Origin of the sequence: Bacillus glycinifermentans (assembly GCF_001042475.2) — a bacterium.
Classification (GTDB): domain Bacteria; phylum Bacillota; class Bacilli; order Bacillales; family Bacillaceae; genus Bacillus; species Bacillus glycinifermentans.
In genome coordinates this window covers 328,370-343,142 of record NZ_LECW02000001.1, presented here as the reverse complement: position 1 = coordinate 343,142, position 14,773 = coordinate 328,370, and the positions used below count along the sequence as shown (strand labels likewise).

Annotated in this window: 10 protein-coding genes; 3 read left to right on the top strand and 7 right to left on the bottom strand. The window is 50.7% G+C overall.

Features of this window, described 5'->3' with window-relative positions; all coding sequences use genetic code 11:
• Window positions 1-6: 6 nt before the first annotated feature.
• From nirB (AB447_RS01560) to nirB (AB447_RS01550), 3 genes are all read right to left on the bottom strand, one after another.
• Window positions 7-2,427, bottom strand: coding sequence for a nitrite reductase large subunit NirB (nirB, locus tag AB447_RS01560; RefSeq protein ID WP_048355389.1), 2,421 nt, complete (start codon window positions 2,425-2,427; stop codon window positions 7-9).
• 113 nt (window positions 2,428-2,540) lie between these two features.
• Window positions 2,541-4,700: an assimilatory nitrate reductase catalytic subunit NasC gene (gene nasC, locus AB447_RS01555; RefSeq protein ID WP_048355390.1), complete on the bottom strand. Its 2,160-nt coding sequence runs from the start codon at window positions 4,698-4,700 to the stop codon at window positions 2,541-2,543.
• 1 nt (window position 4,701) lies between these two features.
• Window positions 4,702-6,996: a nitrite reductase large subunit NirB gene (gene nirB / locus AB447_RS01550; RefSeq protein ID WP_057957407.1), complete on the bottom strand. Its 2,295-nt coding sequence runs from the start codon at window positions 6,994-6,996 to the stop codon at window positions 4,702-4,704.
• 233 nt (window positions 6,997-7,229) lie between these two features.
• On the opposite strand from nirB (AB447_RS01550), the gene AB447_RS01545 reads away from it, so the two are divergent.
• From AB447_RS01545 to AB447_RS01535, 3 genes are read left to right on the top strand one after another with little or no spacing between them, the layout of a single operon-like run.
• Complete coding sequence (locus AB447_RS01545) at window positions 7,230-7,802, top strand: DeoR family transcriptional regulator (protein WP_057957406.1); 573 nt, start codon at window positions 7,230-7,232, stop codon at window positions 7,800-7,802.
• Window positions 7,803-7,822: 20 nt separating this feature from the next.
• A complete protein-coding gene (locus tag AB447_RS01540; protein WP_048355441.1) occupies window positions 7,823-9,460 on the top strand; it encodes a copper resistance protein CopC in 1,638 nt (545 codons plus the stop codon).
• A gap of 5 nt (window positions 9,461-9,465) precedes the next feature.
• Window positions 9,466-10,098, top strand: a complete 633-nt coding sequence (locus AB447_RS01535; protein WP_048355391.1) for a YcnI family copper-binding membrane protein — start codon at window positions 9,466-9,468, stop codon at window positions 10,096-10,098.
• Window positions 10,099-10,153: 55 nt separating this feature from the next.
• Here the strand turns inward: AB447_RS01535 and AB447_RS01530 are convergent, their stop codons facing one another.
• The 4 genes from AB447_RS01530 to gabT all read right to left on the bottom strand — a co-directional run bounded on the left by AB447_RS01530 (window position 10,154) and on the right by gabT (window position 14,772).
• On the bottom strand, window positions 10,154-10,471 hold the full coding sequence (locus AB447_RS01530; protein ID WP_082634602.1) for an SDR family NAD(P)-dependent oxidoreductase: 318 nt from the start codon (window positions 10,469-10,471) through the stop codon (window positions 10,154-10,156).
• Window positions 10,472-10,677: 206 nt separating this feature from the next.
• A complete protein-coding gene (gabD, locus tag AB447_RS01525) occupies window positions 10,678-12,072 on the bottom strand; it encodes a succinate-semialdehyde dehydrogenase (RefSeq protein ID WP_048355392.1) in 1,395 nt (464 codons plus the stop codon).
• Entirely contained in the window at window positions 12,047-13,438 is a 1,392-nt protein-coding gene (locus tag AB447_RS01520) for an APC family permease (RefSeq protein WP_048355393.1), read from the bottom strand. The genes gabD and AB447_RS01520 overlap by 26 nt, the downstream gene beginning before the upstream one ends.
• A gap of 14 nt (window positions 13,439-13,452) precedes the next feature.
• Window positions 13,453-14,772, bottom strand: a complete 1,320-nt coding sequence (gene gabT / locus AB447_RS01515) for a 4-aminobutyrate--2-oxoglutarate transaminase (protein ID WP_048355394.1) — start codon at window positions 14,770-14,772, stop codon at window positions 13,453-13,455.
• Window position 14,773 lies beyond the last annotated feature (1 nt).

Sequence of the window (14,773 nt, the reverse complement as noted above, 5' to 3'; positions counted from 1 at the left end):
CTTGCCTTAAGATGTGACAACACTTTCAAACAATTGCTTTGTTGTCTTTTCGTCTTTCAAAAAGTTCCTCCACGGATCTTTGTGGACAGACAGCGCTTCATCCATGCGTTCATTCAATTCTTTGCGCTTCGCTTCATCGTTCAATACGGATTGGACGTGGGACAGGCCGACCCGTTCAAGCCATGCGGAAGTGCGTTCTAAATAGTTGGCCGTTTCCCTGTAATATTGAAGGTAAGCGCCCGTTACTTCGAAAACTTCTTCCTTCGTTTTTACTTTCATCAAAAGATCTCCGGCGCGCAGATGCGTACCGCCGTTTCCGCCGACATAGATTTCCCAGCCTCCGTCGATGCCGACGATGCCGACGTCTTTAATGCCCGATTCAGCGCAGTTTCTCGGACAGGCGGAAACTGCCATTTTGATTTTATGAGGTGCGTAAAGCCCTTCGAATTTTTTCTCAAGCTCGATTCCGAGAGCCATCGAATCCTGTGTGCCGAAGCGGCAGAATTGTTCGCCAACGCACGTTTTGACCGTTCTGAGCGTTTTGCCGTAAGCAAAGCCGGACGGCATGTCGAGGTCTTCCCAAACTTTCGGAAGGTCTTCTTTTTTGACGCCGATCAGGTCGATCCGCTGACCTCCCGTCATTTTCACAAGAGGAATCTCGTATTTGTCGACGACATCGGCAATGCGGCGCAGATCGTTTGCATTGGTGACGCCGCCATACATCCGCGGTACGACGGAATATGTGCCGTCTTTTTGAATGTTGGCATGCATCCGTTCGTTTACAAAGCGCGACTCCCTTTCATCATGGTATTCTTTCGGATTGATCATGCCGAGATAGTAGTTGAGAGCCGGGCGGCATTTTGAACAGCCTTCCTCCGTTTTCCAGCCGAGCACATTCATGACTTCTCTCGTATGCGTAAGGCCCTTTTCCCTGATTTCGGCGACCACTTCATCTCTTGAAAGGTCGGTGCAGCCGCAGATTGCCTCTTTTTGCGCGGATGCGTCAAATTCAGAGCCCAGCGTATGCTGGAGGATTTCCGCAACGAGCGGTTTACAGCCTCCGCAGGAACGGGAAGCTCCCGTACAAGCCTTGATTTCATCGGTTGACGTACAGCCCTGCTCTTTGATGGCCTGAATGATCATGCCTTTTGAGACGCCGTTGCAGCCGCACACGATCTCATCGTCGCTCATCGCGGCCGTAATGCTCATGCCTTCCTCCTGATTCAAAGGCTGCAGGATTGACACTTTCGACGTTTCCGTGATGTCCGCTCCTTTTTGTATCATGGAGAACAATCTGTTGCCGTCGCTGCTGTCGCCGAACAATACGGCGCCGATCACCTGGTTGCCGCGAAGAACGACCTTTTTATAGATCCCATCCTGATCATCAAACACTTTGATCGCTTTTTTGCCTTCATCGTCATCTTCGTTAAAATCGCCTGCAGAAAAGACCTCAACACCCGAAACCTTTAATTGGGTCGATAAAACAGAGCCTTCATACGGCTTCGTCTCTATGCCGCAAATTTTCTTCGCAAGCACCTTCGCCTGTTCATAAAGAGGCGCGACAAGCCCGTATGCGATTCCCCTGTGTTCGGCGCATTCGCCGACGGCATAAATATGAGGGTTTTCCGTCTGCATGTAATCATCAACGATGATGCCCCTGTTCACCGGAAGGCCGCAGTCTTTGCCAAGCTGAACGTTCGGCTTGATTCCGACGGCCATGACGACCAGATCGGCGTCTAGCGTTGTGCCGTCTTTGAATTTTAAACCTTCTACACGTTCGTTTCCGAAAATTTCTTCCGTCTGCTTTTCAAGAAAGAATGTCATGCCCTGCTTTTCGAGCTCTTTTTGCAGAAGACGGCCAGCCGTCGCGTCAAGCTGGCGCTCCATCAAGTACGGAGCAAGGTGGATGACGCTGACGTCCATCCCGAGGTTGAGAAGTCCGCGCGCGGCTTCCAGCCCGAGCAGTCCGCCGCCGATGACGGCCGCTTTTTTATACGTTTTGGAAGCTTCGAGCATCACATCCGTATCCTTGATGTCGCGAAAACCCGTGACGCCTTCTTTATCAGCGCCGGGCAGCGGCAGAATAAAAGGGAGAGAACCTGTCGCCAAAATCAGCTCATCATACGGCTGAATCCTTCCTGAGTCCGTCGTCACCGTTTTGTTTTCCGGGTCGACTTTGACGACTTCTTCACCCGTATAAAGCTGAATGCCGTTTTCTTCATACCAGTTCCAATCGTTCAATGTAATGTCTTGAATGTCCGTATCACCTTGCAGCACTTTGGAAAGAAGAATCCGGTTGTAATTCGGATGCGGTTCTTTTCCGAAAATCGTGATCTGGAACTGTTCGTCTGACACTTTAAGTATTTCTTCAATGGCCCTTACCCCGGCCATTCCGTTCCCTATAAGGACTAGCTGCTTTTTTTCCACTATGATCCTCCCCTTTTCAAAGAGATTTACAAACTCGCTCAAAAGATGTATTTATTTTACATGTTTTAAGTTATCACAAAATATATTTAATTTTGTAAACTTTTTATGACACTTTATGACAGTTTATTCACAATTTTGTCATCTAAGGGGCTTATGCGGACTGCACACACCTTAAAACCCGGCATTTTGCAGGAGGGATCCAAGTCTTCGGCAATGAGGCTATTCACATTTTGCGAATCCGCCCAATGCATCGGAACGAAAACGGTGTCCGGCCTGATCGACTCGGACCATTTGCTTCTGACGATAATTCTTCCCCTTTTCGATTCGATTTTGACTAAGACGCGGTCTGCAATCTGATATTTTGCCGCCGTATTCGGATGGATTTCCACAAATGATTCAAAATGCCGCGCCGCGAGTGAAGCGCTCCTCCTTGTCTGGACGCCTGTTAAATAGTGTGGCATCACTCTCCCCGTCGTTAAATACAGCGGATATTCTTCTGTCGGCCGGTCTTTTTTGACAGCCGGCTCATTGGGAACGGCGCACATTTTCGCTTTTTGATCCGGGTGGGCGAATTCCGTTTCAAACAAACGCTCTGTTCCCGGATGCTCCGTTTCGGGGCACGGCCACAAAATGCCGCCTTCCTTTCTGAGGCGCTTATACGTGATTCCGGAATAATCGGCGATTCCCCCGCGGCTTGCTTTCCTCAGCTCTTGAAAAATCTCCTCCGCGGATTCGTATCGGAAAAAACGGCCTTTGCCGAGCGCGTCTGCAATATCGCAGATGATTTTCCAGTCGTGCCGCGCTTCACCCGGGCACGGTCTTGACGCTTCCCTCAGAGTAACCCTGCCTTCCACGTTCGTCATCGTTCCTTCATCTTCAAGGTACGATGATGCCGGCAAAATGACATCGGCAAGCCTTGCCGTTTCGGATATAAACAAATCGATCACTGCAAAAAACTTCAATTTTTTTAAAGCCGCTTTGACAAAATGGGCGTTCGGGTTGGATACGGCAGGGTTTGAACACATCAGAAACATCCCGGTAATCTCCCCTTCATGAACCTTCTTGATCATTTCATAGGCGGAAACGCCTTTTTTCGGCAGCTCCTCTTCCGCAATTCCCCAGACATCCGCAATATAGGCGCGGTCCCTTTCGTTTTCGATCGACCGATATCCCGGAAGCTGATCGGCTTTCTGACCGTGCTCTCTTGCTCCCTGTCCGTTTCCCTGGCCTGTGATCGCCCCGTACCCGCATGCGAACTTTCCGATTTTCCCAACTGATATTAGAATATTCAGTAAATTTCTGACAGCCGCTGTCCCGTCCGTCTGCTGCTCGACGCCTCTCGCAGTAAACAGCATCCCCGTGTCTTCCTTGGCGAATTTGACGGCGGCTTTTCGTATCTGTTCAATCGGCACGCCCGTCTGCTCAGAAATCTCTTCAAGGCTAAGTGACGCGACATGGCGCTTGACGTCTTCAAAGCCCGCAGCCCGCTGTTTGATGAAAGCTTCATCCGTCAGCCGCTTTTCGATGATGATTTTCAGCATGCCGTTTGCAAGGGCAGCATCTGTTCCGGGCTTTAGCTTCAAGTGGAGATCGGCGATGTTCGCCGTCGCCGTTTCACGCGGGTCAATCACGATGATGTATGCGCCGTTTTCCTTAGCCTCTTCAAAGTACGGCATCATCGTCGGCTGGCATTCGGCGATATTCGTTCCCGCAAGCATGATCACCCTGGTTTTCGGAATCTCCGTGAGCGCATTTGTGAACCCGCGGTCCATCCCAAAGGTTTGATTGGCCGCTGTGGCTGCTGCCGACATGCAAAGCCGTCCATTGTAGTCAATGTGCTTCGTTTTCAGGGCGACACGGGCGAATTTCCCGAGCAGATAGGCTTCCTCGTTTGTGATCGACGCACTCCCGTAAACCGCCACTGCGTCATGGCCGTTTTCAACCTGAATGCTCATCACCCGTTCTTTGATGAACCGAAGCGCCTCATCCCAGGATACGCGGACAAATTCACCGTTTTTTTTCAAGAGCGGATGCGTGATTCGCTCTGAATGAAGCGCATGCTGATGGGCATTCATCCCTTTCATGCACAAGCGGCCTTTTGTCGTCGGATTATCTTTTCCGACAGCCGTATACTTCTTTCTCGTGACAATCGTTTGTTCGATCAGCTGCATTTTGCATTGCATGCTGCAAAATGGACATTGCGTGTCATACGTTTTCTCGGATTGTACTTCTTTTTGCTTTGTGCGAAAGTATTTCAGCAGCAATTCTGTCACATCACATCAGCCCTTTTATCGTTTCTTTCACAAGCAGCCTCTGCTCTTTTTCAAGCCGTTCCAACAGCTGCCCGCGGAGATCGTTGTCAAATAAAACCTCCCTGATATGAATGATGCCGGCACGGTTGATCCACTGCCCGACCCCTTCAAGGTAATTTGCTGTCTCGCGGTAGTATTGAAGAAATCCTTTGATATATTCTCCGGCTTTCTTAAGCGTCTCAGCCACGGAAAACAGCTCTCCGGCCCGGGCGTTTTGCCCGCCGCGCCCGCCGGCGTACAGCTCCCAGCCCCTGCCTGCCTTTAGGACTCCGATATCGTGCACAGTACAATAGACGCAGTCATCCGTGCAGGCAGAAATAGCGATAGAGGTCCTAGCCGGCATGATGAGGGTTTCCGTTTCTTTCTCCAGCTCGACGGCGATGGCCTGAACGCAATCCAGGTTTGTGCACGCGCACGTTTTGATCGGACCGACCGTATGCTTATGAACGGCACAGATCGGCATTTGCAGGTTTTCCTTGACGCTTTGCCCAACTCCCGGGATCTTCAATCGCTGGCCGGGCGTCAAAACGGCGTGCGGTATGCCGTATTTTTCAATCGCATCGGCAATTCTCCTCAGCTCATCAGCTTTTATCAGTCCTCCGTACGTTTGCGGAACGATTGTGCAGCCGCCGTCTTCATGCAACAACGGTTCGGCTGCTGTCACACCCGGTCTGATCATCCTTAAATAGTAATGAATCGCCGGCGCGCATACGGAGCACCCGCTTCCAGTCTTCCACCCTAATTGCGATATGACGTCTTGAACGGAAGAAAGCTGTCTCATTTGGATTTGTTCGACGACTTCGTCTTCCGTTAATGAAGTGCATGAGCACATCGCTTGTGCGCCCGCGGGCTTTTCATATTCGTGTTCAGCGGCATGGATCAGCAGCTCTTCGATGAGCGGCCTGCATCCCCCGCAGGAGCCGGAGGCTTTTGTACAGCGTTTCACATCTTCAGCCGTTTTTAAATCGTGCAATTTGACGGCTTCGATAATCGCCCCTTTTGACACCGCATGGCATTGGCAGATCGTTTCATCAAGTAGCATCGAACTGACGGTGCTTTCTCCGCCCGATTGAAAAAAGGTTTTTTTCACAACCGTGATGTCCCTTTGCTTGACGATGCTTTCCAAAAGTTTCTGCTTGTTTTTTGTATCCCCGTATAAAATCACGCCGGCCATCTGATCAGCCTGAAAAACCGCTTTTTTATAAATTCCCGCCGATTCGTCAATAAGCCGAATCGCCGTTGTTGTATCATCGTCTTTGATTTTTCCCGCTGAAAACAAATCGATTCCCGCTATTTTCAGCGTTGCCGACTGAACCGCGCCCCGGTACGGTTCGCATTCCAGGCCGCAAATGTGCCTGGCCAGCACCTGTCCCTGCTCATATAACGGCTTGATCAGGCCGTACACGACTCCGTTATGTTCGGCGCATTCCCCGACAGCATACACATCCGGGACGTTTGTCTGCATATAGCCGTTGACAATGATCGCGCGGTTCGCGGCAAGCCCGCTCGCTTTTGCCAGCCCGATGTTCGGCCTGACGCCGGCGGCCATGACAATCAGATCTGCCTCAACCTCCGTCCCGTCTTTGAATCGCAGCCCCGTAGCCCGGGATGTCCCCAAAACGGCTTCCGTGTCTTTTTCCAAAAGAAAGTGAATGCCCTGCCGTTCAAGATCGTGCTGCAGCATGGCGGAAGCCGTACGATCAAGCTGGTTTTGCATGATATAGGAAGAATGATGGATCACGGAAACCTCCATTCCGAGATTCACCAGGCCTTTTGCCGCCTCCAGACCAAGAATTCCCCCGCCGATGACGGCCGCTTTGCGATAACGCCCGGCGGCATCTATGAATGCCCGGCAATCTTCTATCGTACGAAAACCGTACACCCCTTCTTTGTCCGCCCCCGGAACCGGAAGGATAAACGGTGAGGATCCCGTTGCGATAATCAGCTTGTCATAAGCGATTTCACGGTTTTTGTCCGTTGACACCGTCCGTCTATCCGTATCGATCTTGACAGCCGTTTCTCCCGTATAAAGAGCGATCCCGTGCTCTTCATACCATGTGCGGCTGTTAAGCGTAATATCTTTTAAACTTGCGTCACCCTGCAGGACGGAAGATAATAACATACGATTGTAATTCGGATGGGGTTCTCTGCCGATGACGGCGATTTGATACGCATCTCCCGCATGCTTTACAATCTCTTCTATCGTACGGACTCCGGCCATGCCGTTTCCTATTAAAATCAGCCTTCGTTTCCCCATATTCTCCCCTCCCCTTTGCAGCAGCTACGCCATCATTATTTCACATTGCTTCACTAAAGCATTCAAACCTGTTACATTTCCTGACATACGATTTCAGAAATGGTTCTGTTTTCCTATAAAACATGCGGTTGTTAAAGTTCAACACATTTTCACATTTTTTATCACTTTTAGCTTGTTTCTTTTCTTTCAATCTAATAGGCTATTCATAGAGGAATAACGAATGGAGGGGGAGAATGTTACCAATCAAACGGAGAGAGCAGATTCTCTCATGGATCAGAGAAGAGGAAACGCTGCGCATTTCAGAGATTTCAAAAAGGCTGGATGTCTCAGAAATGACGGTGTACCGGGATATTAAACCGCTCATCGAAAACGGCCAGGTCATCAAAACGGCCGGCGGCATCGCCTTAAACCGCCCGAAGCAGCAGCCTGGGCAAATGTGTTCAGTCTGCGGAAGAGGGCTGAATCCGAGGCTTTCCGTGCAAATCGTGAAAAATGACGGTCTGATTGAGCAATTTTGCTGCGCCCACTGTGCGATGCTCCGCTACGAAAAAATCAAAGAGGATATATCCCAAATCATCTGCCGCGATTTTTTAGTGGACACGACGATCAGCGCAAAAATGGCCGTCTTTCTGCTCGATGCTGACCTTCATTTGAATTGCTGCCAACCGCAGGCAATCCCTTTTGCTTCAGCGGCCGATGCCGCGAAATTTAAAACGGGGTTCGGCGGGAAGCTGCTTTCTTTTGAAGATGCGGCCCGCGAAATTCAAAAGACCATGAAAGAAAACTGCTGCAGCCTGAAAACATGAAATTATTGATGAAAGATTGGATGAATGTTATGAAAAGAGCAACTCTCTTTGCGGCGCTGGCCGTTCTTTGTCTCATCCTGCTGCCGAAAGCCGCTTTTGCGCACGCATATATCGTCAATTCAAACCCTTCTCAAAACGAGGAGCTGAAAAAAGCGCCGTCTGAAATCAAAATTGAGTTTAACGAACCGATTCAGGAAGGATTCCACTCGATAACGGTAAGAAACTCTTCAGGCGAGCGGGTCGACTCGGGGCAGACGAAGATTGATCCGCAACATCGAAAAATCGTCACGGTAAAGCTGAACAAAAACGTCAAGAATGATATTTACTCGGCTGAATGGAGAGTGGTGTCTGCAGACGGTCATCCCGTTTCAGGAACGATCCCTTTCAGCGTCGGAAACATTCAAGGCGGATTGCCCAAGGACCAACAAAACGCTTCTTCCAACCTTCCGAATGCGGATACTGTGATCGAACGCGTCTTGTTATATACGGGCTTTTCCCTTTTCATGGGGTCTGTGCTTTTTCAACTTGTTTGGCACCGGCCGAAAAACGGATGGTCTTTCGCGATGCGCCGCCGCGTTCAGCGAATGGCGCAGATCGCCCTTCTCCTGATCGGTGCGGCCGTCATCATTCAGCCCTTGCTCCTGACAAAAGCATACGCAGGTGTTTCATGGACTGAAGCTTTTCAGCCAGCCCTTTTAAAAGAAACGCTTCTTCAGACGTCAGGCGGGACGCTATGGGTTGTCAGCATCGTCTTGGTTGCATTGCTTGCCGTTTTCTCAAGCAGCTCCTGGGTCGTATTGAAACTCGTCTTCTTTACAGGCCTTCTGCTTGCCAAAGCATTCTCAGGCCACACCGCATCGACGGATTACAGCTATATGACGGCAGCCATGGATTTCATCCACTTAATAGCGGCTTCTGTATGGACTGGAGGGCTGGCTGCGCTTGCGCTGCTTTTCGGAAAAGATTGGCTCAAACCCGATAAAGAGCATATTTGGGAGACGGTGAGACGCTTTTCCCCTTGGGCTTTAGGTTCAGCCGGACTGCTCGTATTTTCCGGAATGTTCAACAGCTTTTTCATCGTCCACACGCTGGATAACCTGTTTCAGTCCAATTACGGCAAAACGCTTCTTGTCAAATTGGCGCTCGTTCTGCTGATGGCCGGATTTGGTGTGTTCCACTATTTCCGCTCCAGAAAAAAACCGGAACGCTCGCGCGGGAGATCGATCAAGGCCGAATGGGCGATCGGGCTGCTCATTCTCGTGACAACCGCCGTCTTCACAAATATGCCGAGCCCTCCGGCGCCTCTCCCGCAGCCGTTTAACGAAACAAAACAGCTGACAGATGGAGAAACGCTGTCATTGAGAATCAGTCCGAACATGCCCGGCTCCAATACATTTCAAGTCGTTGTCAGAGACCGGAACGGAGACGTGATCAAAGATATCCAAAAAATCGACATAACGGTTTCCAAAACAGGGCTTTTCAGCGACAGCAAGGAGAGCACCTTTACCCTGTCCAAAAAAGAAAAAGGCGTGTTCCAGTCGAAAAATTTAAATCTGAACGAGGAAGGCATCTGGAAAATCCGGGTGCACGGATTAACGGCATCATTTGACGAAATCAGAACGGTATTTAATGCGAAAATCAATAAAAAGGAGTATTGATCAAAATGTTGAAACGAAACATGTTTTTAAGCGTTGTATTTGCAGCGATGCTGCTCATCGCCGCACCGGTCAGCGCCCACGTATCGGTAAAGCCTGACGAATCAGCGGCAGGATCATGGGAAACGTATACAATGAAAGTGCCGGTTGAAAAAGATATCGCAACGACAAAGATCGTGCTCAGCATGCCTGACGGTGTCGAATTCCAGCAGTATGAACCGGTTCCCGGCTGGAAAACGAGCACGAAATCCGGAAAAGAAGGCAAGGTCATCAGGGTGACATGGGAAGCCAAGGACGGAGGCATTCAGCCGGGCCAATTCCAGCAGTTTACCTTCACGGCCAAAAACCCTGACAAAGAACAGAAAGCGGCATGGAACGCCTACCAGTATTATAAAGACGGAAGCATCGTCGAATGGACCGGTGACGAAAACGCCGATACCCCGCACGCGATTACCAACATCGTCGATGCTTCCAAGCTCGGAAAAGCCACGGTTGACGGGCACGGCGCGACAACAAAAGAGAGCCCGGCTGAAGCACAAGGCAGCTCAGGCATTCAAACCGCCACTCTCATTTTGTCAATTCTCGCCGTCGTGCTTGGAGGAACAGGCCTTCTTATGGCAGTACGCAGAAAAAAATCATAAACATTTTCAAAAGAGGCTACCGGCCTCTTTTTTTGCTGCCGTCATTTCAAATCGCTCAAACATGTCTTACAATAGAAGGAAATCTAGCAGGGAGAGATTGAGGGGATAAAGATAGTACATCAATTTGTCCGAAGTTATCGATCGCAAAACGGGCAAGCTCCTCCATCTCCTCCCTCAACGTCACGTCAGTCACTTTATATTCCGCTGTGCCGCCTTGTTTTTCAAGTGCCAGCTTAAGATTCCGCAGACGCTCCTCGCGTCTTGCAGCAAGCACGACCCTGGCGCCGCTGTTTGCAAGCACCTTTGCGGCAGCTTCCCCGATTCCTTTGGATGCCCCCGTTAAAATCACAACTTTGCCTTCCGCATTTATCATATCTGCAACACCCTTTCTTTGTTTAAGATATTGATAGTGTAAGACCTAGAGCGCACTCTAGATCAATGGTTAATTTAAGATTCGGATACAGAAAAAAAGAGCCCTCTTCCATTTGGAAAAGAACTCAATTTCCTTTTTAAAAATAAAGCCTTGAATACAACATGTACACAGAGCCAGTCTTTTATGATTCTGTGAATATCTAAATCTTATTCATCCAGGCCGATCGATAAATATTTCGTTTCCAAATACGGCTCGATGCCTTCCAGTCCGCCTTCGCGTCCGATTCCGCTTTCCTTCATGCCGCCGAACGGCGCCTGAACGGTTGACGGACCTCCGTCATTCCAGCCGAGGATGCCGTATTCGAGGCGCTCTGACAAATAGATGCCGCGGCGGTAGTTTTCCGTGAAGAAATACGCAGCTAAACCGTACGGCGTATCGTTGGCAATCTCAATCGCCTCATCGATCGTTTTGAAAGAAATGATCGGTGCGACCGGGCCGAATGTCTCCTCATGCATAATCGTCATCGATAAATCGACATCCGTCAGCACCGTCGGATGAACAAAATAGCATGCTTTTTCATCATCGCTGTCATATTCGGCTCCGATTAACACCTTCGCTCCTTTATCGACCGCATCATTGATTTGATCGACGATTTTTTGGAAGCCTTTTTTATTGATGATCGGTCCGACTGTAACGCCTTCTTCAAGGCCGTTGCCGACTTTGAGTTTGGCGACTTCCGCGCGGAGCTTTTCGGCAAACTCATCTTTCACCGATTCGTGTACGATCAGGCGGTTGGCACAGACGCAGGTTTGTCCGGCATTTCTGTATTTCGACAGCATCGCCTGCTTCACGGCGAGGTCGATGTTGGCATCCTCGTCGACGATCAGCGGCGCATGCCCGCCAAGTTCCATTGATACGTGCTTCACCGTGTCGGCGCTGTTTTTGATCAAATGCTTACCGACGGGCGTTGAGCCTGTAAACGTGATTTTGCGGATCAGCGGAGAGCTCGTAAAAATGCTGCCGATCTCCTCGCCATCGCCGTTCACGCATTGCAGAACGTCTTTCGGAATGCCGGCTTCATGTCCGAGGCGCACCAGCTCGAGCGCCGTCAGCGGTGTGTCGGGAGCCGGCTTGATGATAAACGTGCAGCCGGCTGCAAGTGCAGGCGCCGCTTTCCTGGTGATCATCGCCGCCGGGAAATTCCATGGCGTAATCGCCGCTACCGGGCCGACGGCCTGCCGCGTCACGACAATCCGCTTATTGGTAACAGAGGCGGGAACCGTTCTTCCGTAAATTCGCTTCGCTTCCTCGGCATACCACTCGATATACCCTGCCGCATATATCACTTCGCCTACTGCTTCCTTGTATGGTTTTCCGTTTTCAAGCGTGATCATTTTGGCCAGTTCTTCTTTATGCTCCAAGATGAGGTCAAACCACTTCTTCAATAATGAAGCTCTTTCTGCGGCAGATGTTTTGGACCATTTCTGAAACGCCTTATGAGAACGCTCGACTGCTGCTTCTACTTCTTTTCGGGACTGTTGGGGAACGGTCTCGATTTTCTCTCCAGTCGCCGGGTTAAAAACTTCTAGCATGCTGGTCATGTTGAATCTCCTCCCCATTTTGTTTTGAATTGCTATTGTATAAAACAATGCCGATCAACGTCCATCCAGCCAATATCAGCCATTCATACGGCCACGCGAGCGCAGCCGGCATGCCGGGCAGATAAAAGGCAAGAAAGATAACACTTAAGAGGATAGCAGATATACCAATCGTTTTCCACCTATTGATCTTGTACGGTCTGTTTAAGTCAGGCTCCGTTTTTCTCAGCTTTATGAACGCCGCCGATACGATCAAGTACCCGACGATAATGCCCGTTCCCCCTGCATTGACGATCCACACGAGGGCCGGCCGCCCTAAAAGCGGTGCGAAAAAAGCGAGCGCTCCAAGAAACAAAATTGCGTGTGTCGGCGTTTTATATGTCGGGTGGATATAGCCGAACCATTTCGGAACCATCCCTTTTTCAGACATCGCATAGAGAATGCGGCTCGCGCCAATGATAAAAGCGTTCCAGCTCGTGATGATCCCCGCCACTCCGCCGAGGACGAGCACCGTTCCGAACAATTGGCCGCCAAGCAGGTTCACCATCGCATCAGCGGTCGCCAAAGAGGACGACGCAAGCTCGCTTTCTGATAACCCCAATGTCACGCCGAACACGATCAAAAGGTAGAAAATGACCGCGCTGATAATTGAGATGATCAGCATTTTGCCGATGATTTTTTTAGGAGCCTTGATTTCTGCGGCAACCTGGGGAATCACGTCAAACCCGACAAACAAAAACGGGATCATGACGAGCACCGACATCATCCCGGAAAACCCGTCTTTAAAGAGCGGCTCGACGTTTCCATAATCGCCGTTGACCAAAGCGCCGCCCAACAGCAAAAAACCCGTAGCGATGATCGCAATCGTAAACACCGACTGAAAGATAGCTGCCGGCTTAACGCCGAAGTAGTTGAGGGCAGTCAGAACGACCGCGCCTCCGGAACCGATCAAAACCCACGTGAAATAGACATCCCAGCCGCCCAGCGTCCACAAAAACCCCCGATGTTCGACAGGCATCACATAGTCGATTACAGTCGGCAGAGCGACCGCCTCGAAGGTAATCACGGACACGTATCCGAACAGCACGCCCCAGGCCGCGATAAATGCGGTTTTCCTGCCAAACGCCCTGAGGACGAAAATCATCCCCCCGCCCGTTTCCGGGATCGCAGAAGAAAGCTCCGCATACGTCAAGCCGATCAATATGACAAGAATTCCGCCAATGATAAACGCGAACGTGCTGCCTAAAAAGCCGGCCGTCGAGATCCAGTCTCCGGACAGAACGACCCAGCCCCAGCCGAGCATAGCGCCGATCGCAAGGAACAGGACATCCATCTGTGACATTGATTTTTTCATTTGCTGTTTTTCCATGAACAACCGCCTCCTTAGTCCAGCTCTGTTTGCAGCGCTTCTTCGATGATGTCGAGCCCTTCGTGAAGCAATTCATCCGTTATGACGAGCGGTGTCAGAAAACGGATGATATTGCCGTTGATTCCTGCCGTAAGTAACAGCAGCCCATGTTCATTCGCATACTTGGCGATGGCAGCTGCCGCAGCTTTATCAGGCTCTCGCGTGTCCTGATCCTTGACGATTTCGATCGCCGCCATCGCGCCGAGCCTGCGGACTTCGCCGATCTTTTGATATGTCTCCTTCCACGCGAGCGCTTTGTCTTCGATCACTTTTCCGATTTCTTCAGAGCGCTTATTCAGCCCTTCCTCTTCGATGATGTCGAGCACCGCGAGAGCGGCAACGCAGCCGAGCGGACTGCCGGCATATGTCCCGCCAAGTTCACCGGGCGCCGCGGCATCAAGCATTTCCGCACTTCCGACCACCCCGCTGAGCGGAACGCCTGCGGCAAGCGACTTTGAGACCGTCACAAGGTCAGGTACGACATCGAAGTGCTCGACCGCAAAGTACTTGCCCGTCCTCGCAAAACCGGTTTGAATCTCATCAGCCACAAAGACGATGCCGTGTTTCTTGCAGAAGGCTGCGACATGCTGGACAAACCGTTTGGAAGGGATGATAAAGCCGCCTTCCCCCTGCACGGGCTCCATGACGACACAGGCGACCGTCTCAGGTGCGACAGCGGAAACAAAGAAATCGTCAAACGCCTGAATCACCATTTCGTCATAGCGCTCATCGCTCATCCCGAGAGGCTTCCGGTAATAGTAAGGAAAAGGAGCCTGATACACCTCGGGAGCGAACGGCCCGAAACCGAACTTGTACGGTTTGACTTTGCTCGTCATGCTCATCGTCATATTCGTGCGCCCGTGGAATCCGCGCGTAAAGGAAACGACGGCTTGGCGTTTCGTATACTTTCTTGCGATCTTCACCGCATTTTCCACGGCCTCCGCACCCGAGTTTAAGAAAATCGCTTTTTTCTCATGATCGCCGGGTGTCAGCCGACACAGCTTTTCCGCCAGTTCCAAGTAGGCCTGATACATCATGACGTTAAAGCCCGGGTGGATCAGCTGATCGGCCTGCTGTTTGACCGCTTCGACGACTTTTGGATGGGAATGCCCGACGTTTAATGTGCCGATCGCTCCGGCGAAATCGATAAAACGCCTTCCGTCAATGTCATATACAAGTGCGCCTTCCCCTCTTGCCGCAATGCTGCGGTTTCCGTTGCTGACGCCTCTGGCCACATACCGGTCCCGCTTTGCCTGCCATTCACCCGTTGTTAAGACTGCTGTGTTAAGACTCATC